General features: G+C 63.3%; 18 protein-coding genes and 2 pseudogenes. 16 read left to right on the forward strand and 4 right to left on the reverse strand.

All coding sequences use genetic code 11. The annotated features are described in order from the left end of the window. Positions 1–91 precede the first annotated feature (91 nt). From RAM15_RS03000 to RAM15_RS03010, 3 genes are all read left to right on the forward strand, one after another. Positions 92–385 (forward strand): DUF4193 domain-containing protein, encoded by a 294-nt coding sequence (locus tag RAM15_RS03000; protein ID WP_024627827.1) that lies wholly within the window; start codon positions 92–94, stop codon positions 383–385. Beyond that, positions 385–849: a dUTP diphosphatase gene (dut, locus tag RAM15_RS03005; protein ID WP_306222012.1), complete on the forward strand. Its 465-nt coding sequence runs from the start codon at positions 385–387 to the stop codon at positions 847–849. The genes RAM15_RS03000 and dut overlap by 1 nt, the downstream gene beginning before the upstream one ends. Positions 850–933: 84 nt before the next feature. Continuing rightward, positions 934–3,294 (forward strand): RelA/SpoT family protein, encoded by a 2,361-nt coding sequence (locus RAM15_RS03010; protein ID WP_231575762.1) that lies wholly within the window; start codon positions 934–936, stop codon positions 3,292–3,294. A 205-nt stretch (positions 3,295–3,499) separates the two neighbouring features. Here the strand turns inward: RAM15_RS03010 and RAM15_RS03015 are convergent, their stop codons facing one another. Continuing rightward, complete coding sequence (locus RAM15_RS03015) at positions 3,500–5,011, reverse strand: DUF349 domain-containing protein (protein ID WP_306222014.1); 1,512 nt, start codon at positions 5,009–5,011, stop codon at positions 3,500–3,502. A gap of 84 nt (positions 5,012–5,095) precedes the next feature. On the opposite strand from RAM15_RS03015, the pseudogene hisS reads away from it, so the two are divergent. The 7 genes and pseudogenes from hisS (at position 5,096) to RAM15_RS03050 (ending at position 14,725) form a co-directional block, all read left to right on the forward strand. Beyond that, a pseudogene (gene hisS, locus RAM15_RS03020) lies at positions 5,096–6,480 on the forward strand (histidine--tRNA ligase). Between the two features lie 39 nt (positions 6,481–6,519). Next, positions 6,520–8,322: an aspartate--tRNA ligase gene (gene aspS / locus RAM15_RS03025; RefSeq protein ID WP_101432220.1), complete on the forward strand. Its 1,803-nt coding sequence runs from the start codon at positions 6,520–6,522 to the stop codon at positions 8,320–8,322. Positions 8,323–8,507: 185 nt separating this feature from the next. Further along, complete coding sequence (locus RAM15_RS03030; RefSeq protein ID WP_284143466.1) at positions 8,508–9,323, forward strand: amino acid ABC transporter ATP-binding protein; 816 nt, start codon at positions 8,508–8,510, stop codon at positions 9,321–9,323. A 43-nt stretch (positions 9,324–9,366) separates the two neighbouring features. Then, positions 9,367–10,197 (forward strand): glutamate ABC transporter substrate-binding protein, encoded by an 831-nt coding sequence (locus tag RAM15_RS03035; RefSeq protein ID WP_180335391.1) that lies wholly within the window; start codon positions 9,367–9,369, stop codon positions 10,195–10,197. Between the two features lies 1 nt (position 10,198). Further along, positions 10,199–10,876, forward strand: coding sequence for an amino acid ABC transporter permease (locus RAM15_RS03040; protein WP_306222015.1), 678 nt, complete (start codon positions 10,199–10,201; stop codon positions 10,874–10,876). A gap of 6 nt (positions 10,877–10,882) precedes the next feature. Then, positions 10,883–12,046, forward strand: coding sequence for an amino acid ABC transporter permease (locus tag RAM15_RS03045; protein WP_306222017.1), 1,164 nt, complete (start codon positions 10,883–10,885; stop codon positions 12,044–12,046). Positions 12,047–12,120: 74 nt separating this feature from the next. Continuing rightward, positions 12,121–14,725 (forward strand): annotated as a pseudogene (locus RAM15_RS03050) (DEAD/DEAH box helicase). 11 nt (positions 14,726–14,736) lie between these two features. Here the strand turns inward: RAM15_RS03050 and RAM15_RS03055 are convergent. Next, a complete protein-coding gene (locus RAM15_RS03055; RefSeq protein ID WP_306222239.1) occupies positions 14,737–15,462 on the reverse strand; it encodes an amino acid ABC transporter ATP-binding protein in 726 nt (241 codons plus the stop codon). 86 nt (positions 15,463–15,548) lie between these two features. Beyond that, positions 15,549–17,063, reverse strand: a complete 1,515-nt coding sequence (locus tag RAM15_RS03060) for an amino acid ABC transporter substrate-binding protein/permease (RefSeq protein WP_306222018.1) — start codon at positions 17,061–17,063, stop codon at positions 15,549–15,551. Between the two features lie 270 nt (positions 17,064–17,333). Between RAM15_RS03060 and RAM15_RS03065 the strand changes: the two genes are divergently transcribed. Beyond that, complete coding sequence (locus RAM15_RS03065; RefSeq protein ID WP_306222019.1) at positions 17,334–18,728, forward strand: replication-associated recombination protein A; 1,395 nt, start codon at positions 17,334–17,336, stop codon at positions 18,726–18,728. Positions 18,729–18,913: 185 nt separating this feature from the next. Beyond that, positions 18,914–20,311: an MFS transporter gene (locus RAM15_RS03070; RefSeq protein ID WP_306222020.1), complete on the forward strand. Its 1,398-nt coding sequence runs from the start codon at positions 18,914–18,916 to the stop codon at positions 20,309–20,311. A gap of 112 nt (positions 20,312–20,423) precedes the next feature. Here the strand turns inward: RAM15_RS03070 and RAM15_RS03075 are convergent, their stop codons facing one another. Next, the gene (locus RAM15_RS03075) at positions 20,424–20,864 is read right to left on the reverse strand and encodes a MarR family winged helix-turn-helix transcriptional regulator (protein WP_306222021.1); all 441 of its coding nucleotides are present in this window, start codon (positions 20,862–20,864) and stop codon (positions 20,424–20,426) included. Between the two features lie 395 nt (positions 20,865–21,259). Between RAM15_RS03075 and RAM15_RS03080 the strand changes: the two genes are divergently transcribed. From RAM15_RS03080 to RAM15_RS03095, 4 genes are all read left to right on the forward strand, one after another. Continuing rightward, the gene (locus RAM15_RS03080; protein ID WP_306222022.1) at positions 21,260–21,838 is read left to right on the forward strand and encodes a haloacid dehalogenase-like hydrolase; all 579 of its coding nucleotides are present in this window, start codon (positions 21,260–21,262) and stop codon (positions 21,836–21,838) included. A gap of 120 nt (positions 21,839–21,958) precedes the next feature. Beyond that, the gene (mtrA, locus tag RAM15_RS03085; protein WP_306222023.1) at positions 21,959–22,672 is read left to right on the forward strand and encodes an MtrAB system response regulator MtrA; all 714 of its coding nucleotides are present in this window, start codon (positions 21,959–21,961) and stop codon (positions 22,670–22,672) included. Then, positions 22,669–24,306 (forward strand): MtrAB system histidine kinase MtrB, encoded by a 1,638-nt coding sequence (gene mtrB, locus RAM15_RS03090; protein WP_306222024.1) that lies wholly within the window; start codon positions 22,669–22,671, stop codon positions 24,304–24,306. The genes mtrA and mtrB overlap by 4 nt, the downstream gene beginning before the upstream one ends. Continuing rightward, complete coding sequence (locus RAM15_RS03095; RefSeq protein ID WP_306222025.1) at positions 24,303–26,051, forward strand: LpqB family beta-propeller domain-containing protein; 1,749 nt, start codon at positions 24,303–24,305, stop codon at positions 26,049–26,051. Before mtrB ends, RAM15_RS03095 begins: the two co-directional genes overlap by 4 nt. The last annotated feature ends 85 nt before the right edge of the window (positions 26,052–26,136 follow it).

The following is a 26,136-nucleotide window of genomic DNA, read 5'->3' on the forward strand; positions in this document are numbered from 1 at the left end:
TGCTTTTGAAATCGTGTATCCTATGCGCAGTACATATCGTGTGAAATGACCGGCATACGAGGTGGCTGGTCGAACAAGGAAAGGGTACACGATGGCACAGGATTACGATACCCCGCGAGACAAGGACGAAGACGAGGAATCCCTGCAGGAGCTGGGCAAAAGCGGCCAGGATGCCGGGGCCGATCTGGACGACGACGAGAACGCCATCGCCGAGGACTACGAGCTGCCGGGCGCCGACCTGAGCAATGAGGACTCTTCGGTGACTGTCATTCCCATGCAGGGCGATGAATTCATCTGCTCCAACTGCTTCTTGGTCAAACACCGGAGCCAGCTGGCCTACACAACCCCCGACGGCAAGCCCGTCTGCAAGGAGTGCGCCGCCTAATGGCCTACGACGAGTCCTACAACGAGCCAGAAACGGTCGAGGTCCTGTTCGAATCCTTGGATGGGGCCGAGGTGCCGGAATACGCCATGCCTGGCGATGCAGGAGCCGATCTGCGAGCCAGGGTGGCCGTGGATCTGGCCCCCTTCCAGCGGGCACTGGTTCCCACCGGTGTCGCTCTGGCCCTGCCCAACGGGTACGTCGGCCTGGTTCACCCACGCTCGGGGCTGGCAGTCAAGATGGGGGTGACCGTGCTCAACGCGCCAGGAACCATCGATGCCGGGTACCGGGGCGAGATCAAGGTGCCGCTGATCAACTTGGATCCGCATGAGCCGGTTCACTTCGAGCCTGGGGAGCGCATTGCCCAGCTGATCATTCAGCGCTACGTGCAGGCCCGTTTCGTGCCCGCAGAACGTCTGCCTGGCTCGGTGCGTTCGGATGCCGGATTCGGCTCGACGGGCCGATGAGGCATCTTTCGGACACGGACGGCCTGAATGGGTCAGGCGCAAGTGTAGGATTGGTGCATTATATTCAGGATATTGGAGGCTTGAATGGTCACTCCGGAGGGCAGCGTCTGCAGCAATGATGTCGGCGAGCAGGCCCCTTCCGGCCTGTCCTCCAGAGCCTTGGGCTGCGAGATCAGCGACGATGCGCTCAACCCCCTGATGCCCATCCAGGAGATCTGCGCTGCCCACCATCCTGGCGAGGACCTGTCCATGCTCCAGCGCGCCTATGACCGGGCTGTAGTCCAGCATGCCAACCAAAGGCGCAAGTCCGGCGAGCCCTACATCATTCATCCGCTGGCTGTGGCCCAGATCCTGGCCGACCTGGGCATGGGTCCCACGGTGGTTTCGGCCGGCCTGCTGCACGACACCGTGGAGGACACCGACTACACCCTGGAGCAGTGCAGGAATGAGTTCGGCGACACCGTGGCCGGCCTGGTGGATGGGGTCACCAAGATATCCAAGATGGACTACGGCGATTCGGCCCAGGCCGAGACCATCCGCAAGATGATCGTGGCCATGAGCCGGGATGTGCGCGTCCTGGTGGTCAAGCTGGCCGACCGGGTCCACAACGCCCGCACCTGGCGCTACGTCAAGGCTTCGTCAGCCCAGCGCAAGGCCCGCGAGACCCTTGATGTCTACGCGCCCCTTGCCAACCGGCTGGGCATGAACGCCATCAAGACCGAGCTGGAGGAGCTCAGCTTCAAGACCCTCTATCCCAAGATCTACAACGAAATCGTAGTTCTGGTCTCCCGCAGGGCGGGCCAGCGGGAGGTCTACCTGAAGCAGATCCTGGACGAGATCCACGAGGATCTGGATGCCCAGGGCATCAAGGCTCAGGTGACCGGCCGGCCCAAGGACTACTTCAGCATCTACCAGAAGATGATCGTGCGAGGGCACGATTTCGCCAACATCTACGACCTGGTAGGGGTGCGCATCATCGTGGATACCATCCGCGACTGCTATGCGGCCCTGGGCGCCGTCCATGCACGCTGGAGCCCGGTGCCTGGGCGGTTCAAGGACTACATCGCCATGCCCAAGACCAACCGCTACCAGTCCCTGCACACCACGGTGGTGGGCCCGGGCGGCAAGCCGGTCGAGATCCAGATCCGAACCTGGCAGATGCACCGCCGTGCCGAGTTCGGCATCGCCGCCCACTGGAAGTACAAGGAGAACGGTTCCGCAGGCCGTGAGCTCTCCCAGCCGGACAAGTCCGATGTCAAGCGCGAACGCCAGGAGGGGGAGCTGACCCAGGAGGACAACCTGACCTGGATCCAGCAGCTGGCCGACTGGACCAGCGAGACTCCGGACTCCAACGAATTTTTGGGCTCTCTGAAAGACGATCTGGGCTCGGCCGAGGTCTATGTGTTCACCCCCAAGGGCAAGATCATCTCCCTGCCGGCCGATTCCACGCCCGTGGACTTCGCCTATGCCGTCCACACCGAGGTAGGACACAGAACCATGGGCGCCAGGGTGAATGGCCGTCTGGTCCCGCTGGATACCAAGCTTCGCAACGGGGACACGGTCGAGATCCTGACCAGCAAGTCGGACACTGACGGACCCTCGCGCGACTGGCTCAGCTTCGCCAAGAGCCCCCGCGCCCGCAGCAAGATCCGTCAGTGGTTCAGCAAGGAGCGTCGTTCGGAGACCATCGAGGAGGGCAAGGACGAGCTGATCCGCGCCATGCGCAAGCGGAACCTGCCCGTGGCCACCCTGTTGACCCCCGAAGCCATGGTGGGGGCCGCCGACGAGCTCAACTATCCCAATGAGAAGGCGGTCTACGCTGCCATTGGCGACGGACAGGTCTCCACCCAGAACGTGATCTCCCGGCTGGTTCATGACGCTGGACGGTCGGCCCTTGAGGACGAGGTGGAGCAGGAGGCCATTCCTCTGCAGCGGGTCGCCAAGTCCAGCCGGCCGGAGACCTCCCAGGGGATCTCGGTCAAGGGCGTGGACGATGTCTGGGTCAAGCTGGCCCGTTGCTGCACCCCAGTGCCGGGAGATCCCATCACCGGGTTCATCACCCGCAACCAGGGCGTCTCGGTCCATCGGTCCGACTGTCAGAACCTTCTGGACCTGCGCAAGAAGCAGCCCGAACGGATCATCGAGGTCTCTTGGACGGGCAAACAGGGCACCTTCATGGTCCAGATCCAGGTGGAGGCCCTGGACCGGCCCCACCTGCTCTCGGACATCACCCAGGTGCTGTCCGACCACGGCGTCAACATCCTGTCGGGCAGCCAGTCCACTGGCCGTGACCGGGTGGCGGTCAGCCAGTTCGTCTTCGAGATGGGCGATCCCCAGCATCTGAACACGCTCCTGGCGGCCGTCAGGAAGATCGACGGGGTCTTCGATGCCTATCGGCTGACCGGAGCCAAGGGCTCGGCCAGTCCCCATATGCGGGCCATCTGACCTTCCCTCTCAGCCACCAATATATCCGCTTATCCTCTGCGCTCTTTCGACGGCATTCTTCCTGTTGTGCTGTCGAAGTGATCATTTGCTTCCAGCCTTGAAAATTCACTGGGCCGCAGTCTGGAAGACGGCTGTGAACGGTGGTTACAGAAGGACCCCCGGTGGTCGATGACCAGGCCGGGGGCCCTGACGGAAACGGGTGCGATCAGCGCACGGCGTTCATCCACTGTTCCTTGGTGGCCTTCTCGGCCTCCAGTTCCTGCTTCTTGGCTGGATCCTGCTCGGCGGCGATCCGACGGTCCAGGTCCTCAAGCTGGGCGGCCAGCTGCTGCTCGAAGCTGGAGACTCGGGCATCGGCCTCGGGGTCGGACTGGTTCCAGGCCGCATCCTCCACGGCCTTGATCTGCCGGTCCACGGCATCCATCCTGCCCTCGATCCGGCGCACGTCGTCACGGGGGACGAAGCCGATGGCGTCCCATTCCTCCTGGATCTTGGCCAGCTCCTGCCGGGCCTGCTTGGCGGCCTTGGTGTCCTTGACGGGCAGCAGGGCCTCGGCCTTGGCCACCAGGGCCTCCTTCTTGGTCAGATTTTCGCGCTCGTTGACCGAGGTCTTGTCCCGGTCTGCCTGGCGGGCGTTGAAGAAGACATCCGCGGCCTGGCGGAACCGAGCCCAGAGTGCGTCGTCATCCTGGCGTCCTGCCCGTCCGGCCTGCTTCCAACGGTCCATGAGCTCGTTGAACTGGTGGGAGGTGGGTCCCCAGTCGGTCGAGTCCTTGATCTGGTCGGCCTCGGCGATGATCTCCTCCTTGATCCGCTTGGTCTCGGACCGCTGGGCATCACGCTGCTGGGCCCACTTGCGGCGGGCCTGGTTGAAGGTGGTGCGGGCAGATGAGAAGCGCTTCCAGAGCGCGTCCGCGTCGGCCTTGTCGATGCGGATGGTCGTGCGCTGGTGATGCTGCCACTGCTCGAAGAGGGAACGGAACTTGTCCGCTGTGGACCGCCAGTTGGTGGAGTCGCCCAGGGATGCGGCCAGATCTTCGGCCTTCTCCACGATGGCAGTCCGCTCCTTGATGGCCTTGGCCATGGCATCCTTGCGGGCCTGCGCCAGCTCGGCCTTGCACGCCTGCCCCTGTTCAGCCAGCTGATCCAGCTGTGTGCGGAGGGCGGCGAGGTCGCCGACGGCCTCGGGCTGCTTGGTCTCCTCTTTGAGCGAGGTGAGGGACTCGTCGATCTCGTGGGCCTTGATCTTGGGGCTGCGCAGCCTGGAGGCAAAGAGGTTCAGCTTCTCCTTGAGGTCCAGGTATCGGCGGGCATAGAGGTTCAGGGCCTCCTTTGTGTCTGCGTTGGGGAACTGACCTACCTGGCGCTCCTGATCGCCCTCGCGGACGAATACGTTGCCCTGCTCGTCCACCCGGCCGAAGGCTTCGGCCTCGTCGATCTCTTCCTGGCTGTATGAGGGAGCGGCTGGAGCGGCCTTGACGCGAGGGGCCTTGTGGGCCAGAGCCGCAGGGGAGGGGACTGCCTTGGGCTTGGGCGCAGCCGGTGCCGGTGCGCTCTGGGTCGGAGCATCCTCTGCGGGAGCAGTTTGCTCGGCGGCTGCCTGTCCCTGTCCGGCTTCGGGTGCCGGCGCAGCGGCGACCTGGCCCGCCGCATCCACGGTGTGGTCCTTCTGCGGTGTCGAGGTGTTCTCGGGTGTAATGGCGATGTTGTCGGCCATGGCCAGCTCCTTAGGCTTGTGTGTTGGAGAGATCGCAAAATATGGCAATACCATTTTCCTTGACCTCCTATAGTATAGGTTCTTATGGCAAAAGGCACATCTCTATCCGGTTTCCCTGAATGGCTTCCTTCACAACGAGTGGTGGAGCAGCGCATCACCGACACGCTCCGCAAGGTCTTCGAATTGAACGGCTACATCGGCATTGAGACCAGGGCCGTGGAAGAGGGATCCAGCCTGCTCAAGAAGGGGAGACCAGCAAGGAGATCTACCTGCTTTCCCGTCTTCAGGACCTGGGGCAGGAAAAGGATGTGCCGGTGGAGCGCCGGCTGGGCCTGCATTTTGACCTGACCGTGCCGCTGAGCCGCTACGTGGTGGAGCACAGCAACGATCTGACCTTCCCCTTCAAGCGCTGGCAGATCCAGAAGGTCTGGCGTGGGGAGCGCCCCCAGGAGGGACGGTTCAGGGAGTTCGTCCAGGCCGATATAGATGTGATCGGCAACGGGGAACTGCCCGACCACTACGAGGTCGAGGTCCCCCTGGTCATGCTGAGCGCCCTGGAGGAGCTGCGGGCCTTCGGCCTGCCCAAGCCCACCGTGCACGCCAACAACCGCAAGCTTTCCGAGGGGTTCTACCGGGGTCTGGGCCTGGAGGATGTCGAGGGCGTTCTGCGCGAGATCGACAAGCTGGACAAGATCGGTCCCGATGAGGTGGCCAACCTGCTGGTCAGCGAGTGCGGCGCCAACCAGGACCAGGCCAGGGCCTGCCTGGATCTGGCTGAGCTGACCGCTGACGATGGCCAGCAGCTGCGCCAGCGCTTCGACGCCCTGGTCGACAAGGTTGGCATCGATAAGGAGTCTTCTTCATATGCCCTGGCCATCGAGGGACTGGAGACGCTGGCCATGATCATCGACGAGGCCGCCCGCATCCGGCCTGGCTCGGTCATCGCCGACCTGAAGATCGCCCGCGGGCTGGACTACTACACCGGCTCGGTCTACGAGACCTTCCTGGAGGGGGCGCAGTCCCTGGGGTCCATCTGCTCTGGAGGCCGCTATGACAACCTGGCCAGCCAGGGTAACCGCACCTACCCGGGTGTGGGGCTGTCCATCGGGCTTTCACGCCTGCTCTCCTACCTGCTGGCCCAGGGGGTCCAGGCCTCAAGGGTCTCCCCGGCTGCGGTCATGGTCGCTGTCTGGGACGAGGAGGACCGTACCGCCAGCAACCACATCGCCCAGGACCTGCGTGACAGGGGGATCGCCGCTGACGTGGCTCCCACCGCGGCCAAGATCGGCAAGCAGATCCGCTATGCCGACCACCTGGGCATCCCCTATGTCTGGTTCCCCGCCAAGGAGGGCCAGCAGGAGGGCGACCAGGTCAAGAACATCATCACCGGCGAACAGATTCCGGCTGACCTGGTGTCGTGGACGCCGGATAGCCTGTATGCCCGGCAGAGTGTGGAATACCAGGCCTGACGCAGGGGCAGGCCGAGCATTATGGAGGTACAGGAAAGCATGGGCCAGTCGGCTTACAGAACGAGCTACGCCACGGATGTCACGCAGGATATGGTCGGTCGCCAGGTGACGGTGGCCGGGTGGGTGGATCGCCGCCGGGATCACGGAGGCGTGGCCTTCATCGACCTGCGTGACCGTTCCGGTCTGGTGCAGATCGTCATCTACGATGAGGAAGAGGCCCGGCCCCTGCGCAGCGAGTACGTGATCCAGGTCACCGGCAAGGTCCGCGAACGCCCCGAGGGCAACGACAACGAGCATCTGTCCACCGGGCACATCGAGATCGTAGCCGACAAGATCGAGGTTCTGGCCAAGTCGGCCGCCCTGCCCTTCCAGGTGTCCACAGCCCTGGAGAACGAGGCCGAGAACAAGCTGCCCGGCGAGGATGTGCGGCTGCGCTACCGTTATCTGGACCTGCGCCGCCCCTCCATGCAGCGCAACATCCGCCTGAGGGCCGCCATGAACCGTGCCGCCCGTGCCGCCTTGGACAAGATGGACTTCTGCGAGATCGAGACGCCGACCCTGATCAAGTCCACCCCCGAGGGTGCCCGCGACTTCCTGGTGCCGGCCCGTCTGGTGCCCGGATCCTGGTACGCCCTGCCGCAGTCCCCACAGCTGCTCAAGCAGCTGCTGATGGTGGGCGGCTTCGAGCGTTACTACCAGATCGCCCGCTGCTACCGCGACGAGGACTTCCGTGCCGACAGGCAGCCCGAGTTCACCCAGCTGGACATCGAGATGAGCTTCGCCTCCCAGGAGGACGTCATGGCCATGGCCGAGCAGGTCATCGCCGAGGTCTGGAAGGCTGCAGGATTCGAGGTCACCCTGCCCATTCCCAGGATCAGCTGGCAGGAGGCCATGGACAAGTACGGCTCCGACAAGCCTGACCTGCGCTTCGGCAACCCCATCGTCGAGCTGACCGAGTACTTCAAGGACACGCCCTTCCGGGTCTTCCAGGCCCCCTATGTGGGTGCCGTGGTCTACCAGGGCGCGGCCAACCTGCCCCGCAGGCAGTTCGATGCCTGGCAGGAGTGGGCCCGCCAGCGGGGTGCCAAGGGTCTGGCCTATGTCCAGTTCACCGGCGATGGCACCCTCAAGGGTCCCGTGGCCAAGAACCTGTCTGATGCCGAGCGCCAGGGCCTCAAGGAGGCTGTGGGCGCCTCGGACGGGGATGCCGTCTTCTTTGCAGCCGGACCCCGCGAGGCCTCGCAGACCCTGCTGGGTGCGGCCCGTGTGGAGATCGCCCGCCGCCAGGGGCTGCTCAAGCCCGACGAGTTCGCCCTGACCTGGGTGGTGGACTTCCCGCTCTTCAAGCCCACCGACGACCCGGATGACGACGATGTGGCCGTGGGCCATTCCAAGTGGACCTCCATGCACCACCCCTTCACCATGCCCTCGGCCGACTGGATCGACCGTTTCGACGAGGATCCCGAGCACGCCATGAGCGACTCCTACGACATCGTCTGCAACGGCGAGGAGATGGGCGGCGGCTCGGTGCGTATCCACCGTGACGACATCCAGGACCGGATCTTCAAGGTGCTGGGCATCGGCCCCGAGGAGGCCCAGGAGAAGTTCGGCTTCCTGCTGGATGCCTTCAAGTACGGCGCTCCGCCCCACGCGGGCATCGCCTTCGGCTGGGACAGGACCGCACAGATCCTGACGGGGGCGGATTCCATCCGCGATGTCATCGCCTTCCCCAAGTCCGGCGGCGGCCAGGATCCCATGACCGGGGCTCCGGCCCCCATCTCCGACCAGCAACGCGCCGAGACCGGCGTGGACTGGGAGCCGGATGAGGAGGATGCCGACTGAGCGCATCCCCCCGCTGATCGGCGAGAGTCTTCAAAGGGCTGGAATCCTGCGGGGTTCCGGCCCTTATTGTGTATGCCTTGTTATGCGCTGCGGACCGATCGGGCCGGGCTTTGCCCTTGCCTCGGCTTGACGGGAGAACCGTTTCTATGGCCGTTCTGCAACAAAGGATGAGTAAACTGCCCAATATGAGCGAAACAACCAAACATCCGTCGGAGCGGATTCTGCCGGAGAAGCCGGCCTCGGATCGCCCCGTCAAGGACAAGTCCGGGCCGCTGGTCGAGCTGGCCCACGTCGAGAAGCATTTTGGCAGCCTGCACGTCCTCAAGGACATCAACCTGCAGGTCGATACCGGCGAGGTGCTGGTGGTGGTCGGGCCCTCAGGCTCCGGCAAGTCCACCATGTGCCGGACCATCAACCGCCTGGAGTCCATCGACTCCGGCGTCATCAGGATCGAGGGGGAGCCCCTGCCCCAGGAGGGACGCGACCTGGCTCGGCTCAGGGCCGAGGTGGGCATGGTCTTCCAGTCCTTCAACCTGTTCGCCAACAAGACCATCCTGGAGAACATGACCCTGGCGCCCATCAAGGTGCGCCACATGCCCAAGAAGGATGCCGAGGACCTGGCCATGGATCTCTTGGCCCGGGTGGGCGTGGAATCCCAAGCCTCCAAGATGCCCTCCCAGCTCTCCGGCGGGCAGCAGCAGCGTGTGGCCATCGCCCGCGCCCTGGCCATGCAGCCCAAGATCATGCTCTTCGACGAGCCCACATCAGCCCTGGACCCGGAGATGGTCAACGAGGTGCTGGATGTCATGATCCAGCTGGCCCAGGAGGGCATGACCATGATCTGCGTGACCCATGAGATGGGCTTTGCCCGTCAGGCGGCCGACCATATCGTCTTCATGGCCGATGGGCGGATCCTGGAAAAGGATGACCCCGACGACTTCTTCGACCACCCCAAGACCCAGCGGGCCGCCGACTTCCTGTCCAAGATTCTGACCCACTGAAGCAGGAGGGAAGCATATCCGCATGAATGCAAGCATGCATGGCATGGGCCGGCCGCTGAAACGGCTGGCCAGGAATCTGACCGCGATCCTGTGCGCTCTGGGTTGCCTGGTCTCCCTGGCGGCCTGCGGCTCCGACAAGGAGGCAGGCAAGATCCGGGTGGGCATCAAGTTCGACCAGCCCGGTCTGGGCTTCAAGAAGGCCGGGACCTATGTGGGCTTCGACGTGGACGTGGCCACCTACATCGCCGACAAGCTGGGCTACAGCGCCGACGACATCGTCTGGAAGGAGGCCCCCTCCAAGCAGCGGGAGGCCATGCTCCAGAACGGCGACGTGGACATGATCCTGGCCTCATACTCCATAACGGATGAGCGCAAGCGGGCCGTCTCCTTCGCCGGACCCTACATCGTGGCCGGCCAGGACCTGCTGGTGCGCAAGGAGGACCACCATATCCGCGGCCCCGAGGACCTCAACGGCAAGCGTCTGTGCTCGGTGACCGGGTCCACCTCGGCCGTCACCGTCAAGAAAAAATTTGCCAAGGAGGTCCAGCTGATGGAGCAGCCCGGCTACGCCGAATGCGCCACCGCACTCTTCTCCGGCATCGTCGATGCGGTCACCACCGACGACATCATCCTGGCCGGCCTGGCCTCCGCCTCCCGTGGAAGACTGCGGCTGGTGGGCAAACCCTTCACCCAGGAGTACTACGGCGTGGGCATCAAGAAGGGCAATACCAAGCTGGCCCATAAGATCAACGCGGCCCTGGCCGACATGGAGGCCAACGGCTCCTGGCAGCGGGCGCTGGAGAACAACACCCGGGGCACCCACTACAAACCCGACCCGCGGTTCAATCCGCCCAAGCCCACGGAAGGGGAGTGAGATGTCAACCATCATCGAACTGTTTTCCGACTACGACATCCCGGCGGCCTTCTGGGTCAACATCCAGCTGACCCTCTGGTCGGCCCTCTTCTCGCTGATTCTGGGCATCATCCTGGTGATCATGCGCATCTCGCCCATCTCCTCCCTGAGGACCGTCGGCCGAGGGTATGTTGAGTTCTTCCAGAACATGCCACTGACCATCATCATGGTCTTCATGGTCCTGGGGGCCTTCGCCCAGCTCAAGATCAGCTTCTCGCCGGAATTCTCCGTCAACTTCTTCTGGCTGGCGGTGACGGGCCTGTCCCTGTATACGGCGGCCTTCGTCTGCGAGTCCCTGCGCTCGGGCATCAACACGGTGCCCCTGGGTCAGGCCGAGGCGGCCCGTGCCCTGGGGCTGAGCTTCTTCCAGTCGGCCTCGCAGATCATTCTGCCCCAGGCCTTCCGCGGGTCGGTGGCGCCCCTGGGCAACACCTTCATCGCCCTGCTGAAGAACTCCACCGTGGCTGCAGCCGCTTCCGTGGCTTCCGAGAGCTCCTCCCTGATGAGCGAGATGATCGAGTTCCACGCCAACGCCATTGTGGCCATCTTCCTGATCTTCGCCCTGGGATACGTGATCCTCGTTCTGCCCATCGGGGCGCTGACCACGTACCTGTCCAACAAGCTGGCAGTAAGGAGGTGAGCGGCCATGGCACAGGACAATGAGAGCTCGCTGCTCTTCGATCAGCCCGGTCCCAAGGGCCGGCGCACCATACGAATCGTCAACTGGATAGCCGCTGTTATCTTCGCCATAGTGGTCATCCTGGTGCTGATGAGGCTGCACAACCCTCCGGACGGCGAGAACCAGCTGAGCTGGGAGCTCTGGCGTCCGGCCCTGGACTACGAAGCCTGGTCCGACTTCTACCTGCCCGGGCTCTGGCTGACCATCAAGGCCTCGGTTGTGGCAGTGATAGGCTCGGTCATCTTTGGGTTCGTCTTCGGCATCGGCCGTCTGCTGCCCAACGGGCTGGTAAGGGCGGTCTCGGGCGTTATTGTGGAGTTCTGCCGGGCCGTCCCGGTGCTGATGATGATGATCTTCTTCTGGCGCTGGTTCGCCTTTGCCGGAGTCAGCCAGGCCTCCTACTGGGCCGTCGTGCTGGGTCTGATCCTCTACAACGGCTCCGTGGTGGCTGAGCTGATCCGTTCGGGTGTGGGCAACCTGCCCAACGGCCAGCGCGAGGCCTCCCTGGCCCTGGGGCTGACCAGGACCCAGTCGCTGATGCAGATCGAGGTTCCCCAGGCCGTCTACGCCATGCTGCCGGCGGCTGTTACCCAGCTGGTCGTGGTCCTCAAGGACACGGCTCTGGGCTCCATCATCATGTACACGGATCTGCTGCAGGAGTCCCGTCGTCTGGGTTCCATGTACTTCAACATCCTGCAGACCCTGGTGGTGGCCTCGGTGGTCTACTTCTTCGTCTGCTTCCTGCTGTCCCACTTCGCCCGCTGGCTGCCCAAGAAGATGCAGGAGCGCACTGCCGCTCCCGCCGACTTCGTGGAGCCGGCCGCGCCCGTGGCCATCATGGATCCCTCCAATGTCAACCAGATAGCCGTGGCCAAGGAGGTGGACGAGGACCGGTACGGCGGCGCGCCGCTGCAGTACCACGCCCATCACCGTGGATCCAACGCCTCCATCCAGCACTGGAGGAAGACCCGCTACATCCAGGGCTATGACAGGACCCAGCCCGACACGCTGGTCGATCCGCACAAGGCGAGCCTGGAGATTCCTGACTTCCTCAAGCCTGGACGCGGCGGCCGCTCCGACGGCGATCAGAAGGACGAGGGCAAGAAGCAGGAGGGCAAAGACCAGGGCTGACCGGTCCTCAGCTCCCATGATTCCAAGCCAGTCTCCGGCCGGACTTGTGTGCCTGGCCGGATAGACTGGTGGACATGGTCCAAGAACATGCTGATTCCTCAACCGCCTCAACCGACCAGCCCGCCTCACTGGGCGACCTGATCCCCGAGGCGGGAGGCCCCCGCAACCTGACCGAGGATCAGAATCTACGACCGCTTCTTCTCCTGGGTGGCTTCCCGAGGCATCACCCCCTGGCCGCACCAGGAGGAGGCCGTGCTCTCCCTGGTTTCAGGCGACCATGTGATCCTGTCGACCCCGACCGGCTCGGGCAAGTCCATGGTGGCCCTGGCCATGCATTTCATCGCCTTGTGCACCGGGAGGCGCTCCTATTACACGGCCCCCATCAAGGCTCTGGTCTCTGAGAAGTTCTTCGACCTGGTCTCGGTCCTGGGCCGCGACCGGGTGGGCATGATCACCGGCGACACCCACATCAACACGGATGCTCCGGTCATCTGCTGCACGGCCGAGATCCTGGCCAACCAGGCCTTGAGGGAGGGCAGGCACGCCGACATCGGCTGCGTGGCCATGGATGAGTTCCACTATTACGGAGACCCGGACCGAGGCTGGGCCTGGCAGGTGCCCCTGCTGACCCTGCCCGATGTGCAGTTCCTGCTCATGTCGGCCACCCTGGGCGACGTGGATCAGATTGCCCAGGATCTGGAGCGCAAAACCGGGGTGGGTGTGGACATCGTCGCCGATGCCCCCCGGCCGGTGCCTCTGGACTACCGGTATGTGGACACCCCTCTGCCTAGCACTGTAGAGTCCTTGCTGGCCGATGGGGATTCGCCGGTCTATATCGTTCATTTCTCCCAGGATGCCGCCCTGGAGACGGCCCAGGCCCTGTCCAGCACAGGGGTCTCCGACCGGGGGCAGCGCGACCGGATCAAGGAGGCCATGGCCGGCACCCGTTTCACCACGGCCTTCGGCAGGATTCTGCAGCGGCTGCTGCGCACCGGGGTCGGGGTCCACCATGCCGGCATGCTGCCCCGGTACCGGCGCCTGGTGGAGCAGCTGGCCCAGGATGGCCTTCTGCCGGTCATCTGCGGCACGGACACCCTGGGGGTCGGCATCAACGTGCCCATCCACACCGTCCTGCTGACCGGACTGACCAAGTTCGACGGCTACAAGATGCGCCGTCTGCGGGCCCGGGAATTCCACCAGATCGCAGGCAGGGCCGGACGCATGGGCTTCGACACCAGCGGACTGGTCGTGGCCGAGGCACCCGAATACGAGATAGAGAACGCCAGGGCCGTGGCCAAGGCGGGCAACGACCCCAAGAAGCTCAAGCGGATCAAGCGCAAGAAGCCCCAGGAGGGGTTCGTCACCTGGGGCAAGGGGACCTTCGACAAGCTGATCGAAGCCCGTCCCGAGACTCTGACGCCGCACCTGAAGATCTCCCACGCCATGGTCCTCAACGAGGTCGACCAGGGCGGGGATGCCAGGAGGCGGGTGGAGGACCTGATCGAGGACTCCCGTCAGACTCCGCAGCAGAAGGAGCATCTGCAGGACCGGGCCGACGAGATCTTCCAGACTCTGACCGACACCGGGGTCATCGAGACCGAAAAGAACCCGGACGGCGGCCTGGACTACTTCACGACCGTGGACCTGCCCGAGGACTTCGCCCTGGACCAGCCCCTTTCGCCCTTCCTGCTGGCCGCCCTGGAGCTGCTGGATCCTGAGGATCCTGATTACGACATGAACCTGCTCTCCATGGTCGAGGCCACCCTGGAGGATCCCCGGCAGATACTCAAGGCCCAGCAGCGGCAGGCCCGCGACGCGGCCATCCAGCAGATGAAGGAGGATGGCCTGGAGTACGAGGAACGGATGGAGCGCCTGCAGGAGGTGACCTGGCCCAAGCCCCTGGAGGAGCTGCTGGGCGAGGCCTTCGACCGCTACCGTCGGGACGTTCCCTGGGCCAACGACTTTGAGATCCATCCCAAGTCCGTGCTGCGGGACATGATCGAGACGGCCTCGGACTTCAACGGCTACATCGCCCGCTACGGAATATCCCGGTCGGAGGGGACCCTGCTGCGCTATCTGTCCGATGCCTATCGGGCGCTCAGCAGGACGGTTCCCGAAGAGTTCATGGATGAGCGGCTGGAGGACATCCTGGCCTGGCTGGGACTGATCGTGCGCTCGGTGGACTCCAGCCTGGTGGATGAGTGGGAGGCCGCAGGCAGGGGCGAAAGCGGCGAAGTTCCTAGCGGGCTAGATGCCGCCCCGCCCAAGGTGGAGGACCAGGTGGTGGCTGACCGGCGTGGGCTGACCCTGCTGGTGCGCAACGCCATGTTCCAGCGGGTGGAGCTGGTGGCTGCCGACCGGCCGGAGGCCCTGGCCGACCTGGATGCAGACTGGGGCTACGGCCTGCGGGCCTGGAGCGATGCACTGGACGACCTCTACGAGGACCATGAGCAGATTCTGACCGATGCCCAGGCCAGGTCCTCGGACTTCTTCAGCCTGGACGACCGTGATGAGCGAAGGGGCCGCACCTGGCGGGTCCAGCAGATCTTCGACGATGTGGAAGGCGAACGCGACTGGGGCATCGCCGGCATTGTGGATCTGGATGCCACCCAGGAGAGCGGTCAGGTGGTCTTCAAGGAGTACCGGGTGGGTCCCATCGAGGAGTTGATGGAGCTTTAGGCCGAGGTCCTTTACAGGACCTTGGAGAGGAAGGACTGCAGCCGAGGGCTCTGCGGGTGGCCGAAGATCTGCTCGGGCGTGCCCTCCTCCTCGATGATCCCGGCATCGGTGAAGATCACCCTGGAGGAGACCTCCCGGGCGAAGGCCATCTCGTGGGTGACCAGAATCATGGTCATGCCGCCCTCGGCCAGGGAGCGGATGACTTCAAGCACGTCGCCCACCATTTCCGGATCCAGGGCCGAAGTGGCCTCGTCGAAGAGCATGATGTCCGGGTGCATGGCCAGTGCGCGGGCGATGGCCACACGCTGCTGCTGCCCGCCCGACAGGTCCGTGGGCCTTGCGTCCGCCTTCTCCTGAAGCCCTACGGTCTCCAGCAGTTCCAGGGCCTGCTGCCGGGCATCCTCCTTGGGGGTCTTGTGCAGCATATGGGGGGCCAGCGTGATGTTGTCGGCCACGCTCATGTTGGGGAAGAGGTTGAAGTGCTGGAAGACCATGCCCACGTGCTCGCGCAGCTTGTCGATGTTGGTCTTTGGATCGGAAATGTCGATCCCATAGACGCTGATGGTGCCCGAAGTGGGCATCTCCAGGGCGTTGATGCAGCGCAGCAGGGTGGACTTGCCCGCGCCCGAGGGGCCGATGATGGAGATGACCTCGCCCGGCTTGACCTCCATGTCGATCCCCTTGAGGACCTCGGTGTCGCCGTAGCGCTTGTGCAGGTCGCGGATGGATACGGCCATCTGGGATGTTCCCTGGCTGAGGCGACTTTGGTTCTGACGGATGCGACGGGTCAGTCGTCCGGTGTCCATGTCCGGGTCCTCGAAGTTCATCGATGCAGCCTCCTATCGAGCATATTGGCCATCCAGGTCAGGGCGCTGATGGCGACGAAGTAGATGACGCCCACCATGAACAGGGTCTCTGTCACGCGGAAGTTGGCCGCGTAGATCTGCTGGGCCTGGTAGAGCAGTTCGCCGAAGCCGATGGCCAGCAGCAGGGAGGAGTCCTTGAGCATGATGACCAGCTGGTTGATGATGGAGGGCGTGGCGAATCTGACGGCCTGGGGCAGGATGACCCGGCGCAGGGCCATGCGACGTGTCAGGCCCAGGCTGCGGGCACCCTCCATCTGCCCGACGTCAACCGAGTCGATGGCGCCGCGCACGATCTCCACCAGGTAGGCTCCGGAGTTCAGGGACAGGGTCAGCGCGCCGGCCAGCCAGATGCTGATGCGGTGGCCGATCAGCTGGGGGACGCCCAGGTAGAAGAAGAAGGCCCAGACCAGGACGGGTGTGCCCCTGAAGATCGCCACATAGATCCGGGCGATCCAGGACAGGATCCGGTTGGGGCTGATCCGCCACAGTCCCAGGATGATGCCGATGGCCAGGGCGATGACGAAGGATATGGCCGTGATGGCCAGGGTGTTGCGCAGGCCCAGCATCAGGGAGGGGAAGGCCTGGCGGACCAGCTCGAAGAATCCTGGCCTGGAGGCGGGGGCGCTCTTGCTGGAATGGCCGCTGCCCACATAGGCATCGACCAGTTTTTTATAGCTGCCGTCGGCCTTCATCCTGGCCAGACCCTCGTTGAAGGCGGCCACGAACTCCTTGTTCTCGCCCTTGCGGACGGCCGCCCCGTAGGAGGCGCCAGGCTCCTTCTTGGTCACGGTCTTCAGCCCGTTGCCCTGGGCGATGCCGTAGGCCAGGACTGGGTAGTCGTCGATGACCGCCTGGGCGTTGCCGGACTTGACCATCTCGTACATGGTGGAGGACTGGTCCACCGCCTTGACGCTAAACCCGTACTGGGCCGCACGCTGCTTGGCGAAAGCCTCGCCCTCGCTGCCGGTCTTGACGGCCACCACGCTGCCTCGCAGATCCTTGTAGCTGTGGATCTGGTCGTTGTCCTTGGCGATGGCCATCTGCACGCCGGAGTCGAAATAGGGGTCGGTGAAGTCGTAGACCTGCTTGCGCTGGTCGGTGATGGTCATGCCGGCTATGACCACGTCGGCCTGCTGGGAGTTCAAGGCCTGCAGGGCGGCGTTGAAGCCCAGGGACTGGATCTGCACCGAGAAGCCCTCGATGTCGGCGATCTTGCGGATCAGATCCATGTCGATGCCGACCAGCTTGCCGGAGGAGTCGCGGAATTCAAAGGGGGCGAAAGTGGTGTCGGTGGCGACGCGGAAGGTGCGTCCGTGGACCGCCTGCGCGGCGGGGGAGTCCTGAGCCGCCTGCGCCGGCGTGGCCAGGGGGGCGACGATCAGGGCTGAGAGCCCTAGGACCAAGGCCAACAGGCCGACGGCCCACCTGCCTGGACCCGATGTCCATCCCTGGCGAACATGCTTGGCGATCACTGGCAATTCTCCTTATTGTTCCGACCTGTGCCGGTACCGGTTTCTTCCAGGCGGCAGGCCTTGCTGCTGCCTATGGCCTTCCTGAAAATATCCAGGCTGATGACCAGTAAACTGTACACATACCGGGTTTCCGGAGCCCAACTACGCGCTGGGCGATACAGCTATATGAGTTCCCAGTCTAGCGCGTTCGTCCTTCTGATTGCGGCAGATGCAGGCTTATGCTGGTGAGGGCGGGGAGCCATAGGGGCCCCGAGGAATGAGGTATTGCAGATGGTTGATGATCTCTTCCAGGCGGCGGATCCCCCCGAGGAGCACACCCTGCCTCTGGCGGTCAGGATGCGGCCCAAGAGCCTGGACGAGGTGGTCGGCCAGGACAAGGTCACGGCTCCTGGAACCCCTTTGGAGCGGCTGGCCCGGTCGGATCCGAACAACCGCCTGACGGCTCCCAGCTCGGTCATTCTTTTCGGTCCTCCCGGGGTGGGCAAGACCACCCTGGCCTACATCGTCGCCCGACAGTCCGGACGGCATTTCGAGGAGCTTTCGGCCGTCACCTCGGGGGTCAAGGAGGTGCGGCAGGTCCTCGCCCAGGCTCGGGAGCGGCTGGTCAGCCAGGGCCAGGAGACTGTCCTCTTCATCGATGAGGTCCACCGCTTTTCCAAGTCCCAGCAGGATGCCCTGCTGCCCAGCGTGGAGAACCGGGATGTGACTTTTATCGCAGCCACCACGGAGAATCCCAGCTTTTCGGTCATTGCGCCCCTGCTTTCCCGCTCGGTGGTGGTCAAGCTGGAGGCCCTGGACGACCAGGACCTGGCCAAGCTGGTCCGCAGGGCCGTCAAGGACCAGCGGGGGCTCAAGGACCAGGTGCGGCTGGATGCAGAGGCTCTGGACCAGATCGTGCGCTTTTCCGGGGGCGACGCCCGTCGTGCTCTGACCATTCTGGAGGCTGCGGCCGGGGCCGTCACCGAGGGCGGGCCTCGTGCCAAGGGGGCGCGCCGGCCCCTGATCAATGCCAAGGTGGTCTCCTCGGTCATGGACGTGGCCGCCGTCCGCTATGACAAGAAGGGCGACGACCACTATGACGTGGCCTCGGCCTTCATCAAGTCCATGCGGGGTTCCGACGTGGATGCGGCTCTGCACTACCTGGCTCGGATGATCCGGGCAGGCGAGGACCCGCGTTTCATCGCCCGACGGATCATGATCGCCTCCGCCGAGGAGGTGGGCATGGCCTCTCCGGAGGTGCTGGAGATCACGGTCGCGGCTGCCCAGGCCGTGGCCATGGTGGGCATGCCGGAGGCCCGGCTGATCCTGGCCGAGGCAGTCATCGCCGTGGCCACTGCGCCCAAGTCCAACGCCTCCTACCTGGCCATCAACCAGGCCCTGGAGGATGTGGACGCCGGGCATATCGGCCAGGTTCCCCTGCACCTGCGCAATGCCCCCACCAAGCTGATGAAGGCCTGGGGCAACCATGAGGGCTACCAGTATGCCCACGATGCGCCGGATGCGGTGGCGCCCCAGCAGTACATGCCCGACGAACTGGTCGGGCGACGCTACTACCACCCCAATGATCGCGGCTATGAGCGTCAGCTGGGTCCACGACTGGAGGCCATCAGGGCCATCCTGGACAGGGCGGCCGGGCCGGGGGGAAACGCCGGGTCTGGGCAATGACCGTCCAGACTCCTATACTGGGCACCCAATAGACGTTGAGCAGCCACACAATGACCGAAACGCCGCAGGGTCCAGGCCTTCCATATTGACGGTCGCCATGCTCCCACAAGGAGCCTGTCGTCGTCGGCAGGTCTGGCATGGACGCATGGGGCATGCCTGCCTCATGCACGGGCGCGAGGGTGACGATGTCGACAGCGGTCATTGACAATGCAGACATATCCGAACAATCAAAGGGCCTCGGCGTGGCCGAGGACGACCTGGCGGTCCGCGAGATTACCCGGCGAGTAGACAATGCTCGTGAATCGGCTACTTTTTACAAGATCGTGGCCCTGGTGGCCGCGGGAATGCTCATGGACAGCATCGATGTCTATGTGGGCAGCGCAGTAGCCAGTTCAGCACTGAGCACCGGGTGGTCCACGGTCGCCCAGAATTCCCTCTTCCTGTCGGCTGGTTTCCTGGGGCTCCTGGTGGGCTCGCTGCTGGCCGGATTCATCGGAGACCTGCGAGGGCGCAAGACCGCCTATCAGATCAACCTGCTGCTCTTCGGAGGCTTTACCCTGCTGGGCGCTCTGGCCCCGAACATGGCCGTCCTCTCGGTCTGCCGCCTGGGGGCCGGCCTGGGTCTTGGCGCCGAAATCGTCACCGGATTCTCCATGGTCAACGAATTCGCTCCCATCAGGCATCGCGGCCGCTGGAGCGCCATCGTCTCGCTGGTGGCCAACACCGGAGTGCCCCTGGCCATGCTCCTGTGCGCCTGGATCATTCCGCGCTGGTCCTGGCGGCCGCTCTTCGTGGGCATTGGTCTGGCAGCGGCGTTGATCTGGTACCTGCGGCGTGACATCCCTGAGTCCCCTCGATGGCTGGCCCAGCACGGGCGGATAGACGAGGCCACCCAGGTGGTCGAGCTTCTGGAGGCCAACAACGCTCAGGGTAATTCAGGCTCCGGTTCTGCCAGTGGCTCCGCCCTTGTTGGGAAGGATGAAGGCACTCAAGCACCTGCCCAGGCTTCGGGCAGCATTGTCCGCGGCCTGATTGTGGCCACTGTGGCAGTCTCGGCCACCAATGTCTGCTCCTACGCCTTCACCTCCTGGGTGCCCACCATCCTGCTCAAGCGGGGCATCAATCTGAGCGGATCCCTGTGGATCAGCACCCTGATGATGCTGGGTGCCCCCCTGGGCTGCCTGATCGGATCCCTGCTCTTGGACCGGATAGGTCGTAAGCGGATCATCGTCACCGCCTTCCTGCTGACAGCGGTTTTCGGTATGCTCTACGCCGCGCAGACCAGCCAGGTCACGGCCATCCTGGTGGGCATCCTGCTCATGGCCAGCCTCTACGTCCTCATGTCTTCAGTGGTGGCCGTCTATGCGCCCGAGCTCTTCCCGACCACGGTCCGCTTCCGTTGCGTGGGCATTGCCAATGCCGTTGCCAAGCTCTGCAATGTGCTCATGCCCGTGCTGATCGGTGCCATGCTCAGCGTATGGGGGAGCACCTCGATCTTCGTCACCATCAGCCTGGTTGCCCTGGCCTCCATGCTGGTTGTAGGCCTGATGGGATGGGAGACCTCCGGCCGTTCGGTGGGCTGATACGGTCCGGCATAAGGGCGTAAAAAGCCTGAAAAAGCTAGGGGCCTGACACAAACCCAACCGTCCAAGGACGGCGACAGGTTCGGTCGGGTCCCTTCTTCAGTATGAGGGATCAGAGCTGGTTGGCCAGGAGCCGGTTGTAGACGCAGCGCAACTCGTTCTGCAAGGTCTCAGGGTCGATATCTGGATTCTGTTTGAACAGATCGATCCACCAGTTGTTGACCGATCTGATTCGCTTGCGCGCTATGCCTGCGCCTGACCTGGTCAGAGCGATGATATTGACCCGGTGATCGGCGGGGTTCTGTTCACGGCTGACCAGGCCCAGGGCTTTTAAGGCTTTCAGATCCCGGGCCAACAGACTGGGATCTACGCACAGGTCCCGGGCTATCTGGCGCTGGCTGAGGCCTGGATGGTCATAGAGGTATACGATCAGATCACCCTGGGTGCCCCGTAAGGTGGAGTCGCCTGTATACCGGCTGGCATCGTTGCGTGCATGCCGGTAGATTCCGGCTATACAGCTGCTCAGGTTGTGGTAGTGGCTCTTCTTCAACATCGCTGCTGCCCCCTAGCTGGTAAGGAAGATCGAAGAGTTCTGCGGGCATGGTTAACCCAATGACCGCATGGACCCCTTCTGCGCCGTTCCCCTTCCAGGCCTATTTCCGGCAACTCCCTAGCCTCGGCCCAGCACGGACGACGCATTTTTCATCATATCAATACCGTCGACACCATGGGGATGATCCACAATCAGGACATGGATCAGGCAGGCCATACAGGGCTTTCCCGCCTTCATCCGGCTCCTGGACCGAGGTGAATTGCCTGCTTGTGCGGCCAAGTGGAGCTAAGCATCCGACGAGGCAGGGTCGGCCAAGGTCGGGGACTATCACCGTCATTGCTCCACGGTATGCTAAGATGTTCGCTTTTTAGCGCTGATATCTGGAAAGGACTGGCATGCGGGTACTGGACTTCGATGGCACCATCTACGATGGCGAGAGTCTGCTTGACTTCTACCTGTTCACCGCCCGCAAGGATCCGCGGGTGCTTCACTACCTGCCGATCGCCCTCTTCTATGCTGTCCGCTACCGTCTGGGCCGGGTCACACTCAAGCAGCTGGACTCGGCCATGCGCCGGGTGGGCTCGCGCTACCTGCGTCGCCTGACCTCGCGTCCCGGCTTTGACATGGACCGGTTGGTCAACCAATTCTGGGATGCCAACATGCACAAGATCATGGATTGGTACACCCCCCAGGCTGACGATGTGGTGGTGACCGCCTCCTTCGATCTGGTGGCGGGGGAGGCCTGCCGCCGACTGGGCATCACCCGCTGCATCGGCTCCACCCTGGATTTGGAATCCCTGACCGTGGGCTACCTCAACTTCGGGCCTGACAAGCCCCTGCACTTTCAGCGGATCCTGGGCCAGAAGACGGCCATTGACGCCTTTTACACCGATTCGGCCTTCGATCTGCCCATGATCGATCTGGCGCGGCGTGCCTATATGGTGGAGCATGGCCGGGTCCGTCGCATCAAATAGGTCAACCCTGCCAATTCCCGCCAGGATCCGTCGGCGGGTTCAGCCCCGACCAACCCTGCTATCGTTCTGCTTAGAAGCAAGTGAGCATAATGGCATGCTGAGAACGAGGGAGGGCTTCTTGTGAAAGAGCCGGCCACGATACTGATTGTCGACGATGACAGGGATCTGGGCGAGATGCTGTCAATAGTGCTGCAGACGAAGTCCTACAGGCCGGTGACCTGTACGGATGGATCCAGGGCAGTGGAGATATTCCCTACGGTGGAACCTGATCTGGTGCTGCTGGACATCATGCTGCCCGGCATGGATGGGATTGGCATCGCCCGGTGGATCAGGTCCAGATCCAATGTCCCCATCATCATGCTGACGGCCAAATCCGATACCAAGAACATCGTCGAGGGTCTGGAGGCTGGAGCCGATGACTATGTGGTCAAGCCCTTCAGCACCGATGAACTCCTGGCCAGGATTCATGCACGTCTGCGTCCGGTCTCGGTCCGGGCTGATCAGCAGGGGCAGGAGTCACCGGCCGCCATCCATGGCCTGATAGAGATCAACCGCCAGGAGCACACTGCGGTCAAGCGGGGCAAGCAGCTTTCCTTGACACCCACGGAGTTCGAGCTGCTTTACGTGCTGGCCTCGCATCCCGGGGAGGTGCTCAGCCGGGGAGAGCTGCTGCGGAAGGTCTGGGATTACCAGGATATGGGCGATACCCGTCTGGTCAACGTCCACGTGCAGCGTCTCAGGCAGAAGATCGAAGACGATCCCGAAAATCCCAGAATCATCGAGACGGTTCGGGGCATCGGTTACAAGTATGCGGCTGAGCAGCCAGGATCATGAGCAGTCGCACGAGGCACAGGGTGGTGTCTTCCGCAGTCGGGATGTTCCTGCGCAGGCTCTACAGAGCAGTCAGGAGCTCCCTGCAGATACGAATGGTCCTTCTGGCAACGGTTTCGGCACTGCTGATCGGCGTCGTCTTCATGACAGCCTCCCTGTATTCGGTCAGGACCTCCCTCTTGAACCAGGTTCTGCGACAGGCACAGGCCGACTTTGCCGCTGAGCTGGCCAGGGCTCAGGGAGGACTTGACTCCGCAGACATCACCGGTGATGAGGGCAGCTATCAGAAACTGGTGGTCAATATGGCAGCCAACGTTCAGAATGAGGGGGCGCCCAACATGGTTGGGGTCTTCATCTGGCCGGATGACTCCACAGCCCGCAGGTTCGTCCCCGTATCCACTGCCCCGGGAGACAGCGACCTGATCACCCCGGAAATCAGGAATGCCGTCGTCTCGAATGGCAGCCACTCATACTCGCAGATGATCAACACGGCCGACAAGGGTCAGTACCCGGTCCCGGGCATCGTCATGGGGTCCATGCTGAGGCCGGCCACTACCGGAGGGATCGAGTTCTATGCCATCTACTCCTTCGCAGACCAGCAGCGCTCCGTGCTCTCCGTGCAGATGGCCCTTCTTGCGGTCAGCGTGGTGACCAGCGTTGTGATGGGGATCATCGTGTTCCTGGCCCTTCACTCAGTCATCCGTCCGGTGACCAAGGTGGCAGGTGCCGCCAAGGGATTGGCCCAAGGGGAGTCGGACGTCCGGGTCACCGAGGACCGGACCGATGAGCTGGGCACCCTGCAGCGTTCCTTCAACGTGATGGCTGATTCCATCAATGAGAAGATCGGTCAGCTGGAGGAGGCCGAAGCCTACCAGCGCAGGTTTGTATCAGATGTCAGCCATGAGCTGCGGACCCCGGTCACCACCATCCGCATGGCCACGGACCTGCTCTTCAAGACTCGGGACGACCTGGATCCCAGCAAGCGCAGGACCGTGGAATTGCTGGACAAGCAGGTGTCGCGCTTCGCCAGCATGCTTGAGGATCTTCTCGAAATATCCAGGTACGAGGCTGGCCAGACATCGCTGAATCCGGACCTGTGCGATGCCTGCGGTCTGGTCCGCAACGTGGTCCAGCAGGTCGCCCAGATAGCCAGGACGAAGGGGGTTGCAGTGAAGGCGCTCCTTCCCGACCACAAGGTGATGATCACCGTCGATGCCAGCCGTTGCACTTCGATTCTGCGCAACCTGGTCAACAATGCCATCGATTTCGCCGAGGACGGGCCGGTGCAGCTGCGGCTGGCCGTCTCGGAGCACGCCGTGGTATTCAGTGTGCGCGACTGGGGAACCGGCATTGCGCCCGAAGACCTGACTCATATATTCGAACGGTTCTGGCGGGCCGATCCGTCGCGGTCTCGATTGACCGGCGGTACAGGTCTGGGGCTGTCGATCGCCTTGGACAATACCGACCTCATGCATGGCCTGCTCCAGGTGCGCTCGCAGGTTGGGCAGGGGACCTGGTTCCTGCTGACCCTGCCCAGGGATGTCTCCGAGCAACTGGATCAGGGGAGTGCGCCGGTCCGATTCCAGCCTGGCCATGGTCTGGACGTGGAAGGCTTCTTCGAAGAGGCTGCATCATGAGCATTTTCAGACCGTCACGCTGGCCAAGAGCCTTTCGCCCTGTGCGGATGCTGGGGCTGTGTGTGGCCATGGTGGCTGCTCTGGTCGCAGGAGGCTGCGCCAATCCATTCGGGCTGCCGACCTCAGGGTCGGTCCGTCAGCTCAGTCCCATCGAGAATCAGCCCCATCGCGTCTTCTCCTCCCCGGAGGGTCCTGTGGACGGAGCCGTGCCAGAGAGCATTGTCAAGGGCTTCCTGGCGGCTCTGCCTACCGGCATTCAAAGCGATGGCTTTGCTGTCGCCAAGTCCTACATGACCAAGCGGGCCTTTGCGGGATGGGATTTCAATGCATCCGTCTCGATCTATAAGGGTTCCCCTGTCTATGACCGCGTGGATGACGAGGGCAGCGGGAAGAGGACTGCCCTTGACCTGACCACCGAGTGCATTGGCTCCTTGGACGCCCATGGAATATTCTCCGTCACCGAACAGGACTGCGGCTCAGGGTACAGGACCGAACGGTTTGAGCTCGCTAAAGTGCGCGGCCAATGGCGGATCAGCAAGGCCCCGGCGGGGATAGTGATCTCTTCGGATGATTTCATGCAGGTCTACCGTCAGGTCGTCATCTATCAGTTCCCCTTGGCCAAGGGTGTGCCTGTTCCCGACAACCGCTGGTTCGGCTGGCGAAACTGGAGGACCCTGGCCCTTAAGGAACTGCTGAAGGGCCCTCCGGCCTGGCTGCGGGATTCCGTGACGAACTTCAACACCGCCAAGGTCTCCCTGGCAGTCGATGCGGTGCAGCAGGTCAAGGGACGCATGGAAATCAGGGTAAGCAGCTCCTTCGCCTCCCTGAGCAGCGAAAACAGGGCCATGCTGGTCCATCAAATGCGGATGCTCTTGGGCGACGGCAATGGCGAGTTTGATCTGCGGGTGGTCGATGCGTCAGGGATTGACTACTCCCACGCGGATGACGACCTGACCATAGCTTCAGGGCAGACTTCCAACCGCATCTACAGTCTGGGCAGCAGCGGGGTGGTAGGTTTCAACTCCTCGAACCTGATCAGGGTCGGTCAGCCTCCCGTCTTTCATGAGCCCAGGGGGCTGGTCTTTTCCTCCAACGGCGGTGCGCTGCTGTCTGATCAGGGCCAGGTGACCTGTCTGAAACCCGATGCTTCATCCTGCGGAAAACTGTTTGCCGGCACACCCATTACCGCCATAGCCGGCAGTTTCACCGATGAGGTTTGGGCTGTCAGGCAGAGTGATTCCGCCATCCTGGTCGACGCAGGCAAGCCGGGTGCCTTGGAATTCGCCCTGCCCTGGCTGCATGGGCGGCGTGTGGTCGCCCTGACTGTGGCACCTGAGGGGCAGCGTCTATGCCTGGTGCTCGAAGATGGTTCGCAGGGTATGAACACCCTGGTCATGCTGGGTATTGTCCGAGGCGAGAATCAGCGGCCGAAGGGCTTGAGCGACCAGATCCAGGTCATCGCCCGACATCGGTATATCAGGGCCTTGACCTTCTACAACGACGACACCCTGGTCTACAAGGATGGCGACATGGATGCGGGCGGCCATTCCCAGATCGCCCCTGGCCCGGAGACGATCCAGCATTTGCCGGCCGGAACCACAGGCTTGGCTGCAGGGCAGGTCAATCAGATGCAGAGCCTGATCGCCCTGGACCGTTCGGGCATCGTTCACTGCCTTTCCGGAGCCCTGGAGGGCATGTGGTACATCATTGATTCCCAGGTGGATACGGTTACCAGCGGCAGGTGACAATCACCGGGATGGGTGGGACCGGCTGCGGCTCGGCTGCAGCTTGGCTGTCGGTGTGGTTGAACTGTTATCGATTTGTTATCAC

The organism is Bifidobacterium asteroides (genome assembly GCF_030758775.1).
GTDB lineage: Bacteria > Actinomycetota > Actinomycetes > Actinomycetales > Bifidobacteriaceae > Bombiscardovia > Bombiscardovia kimbladii.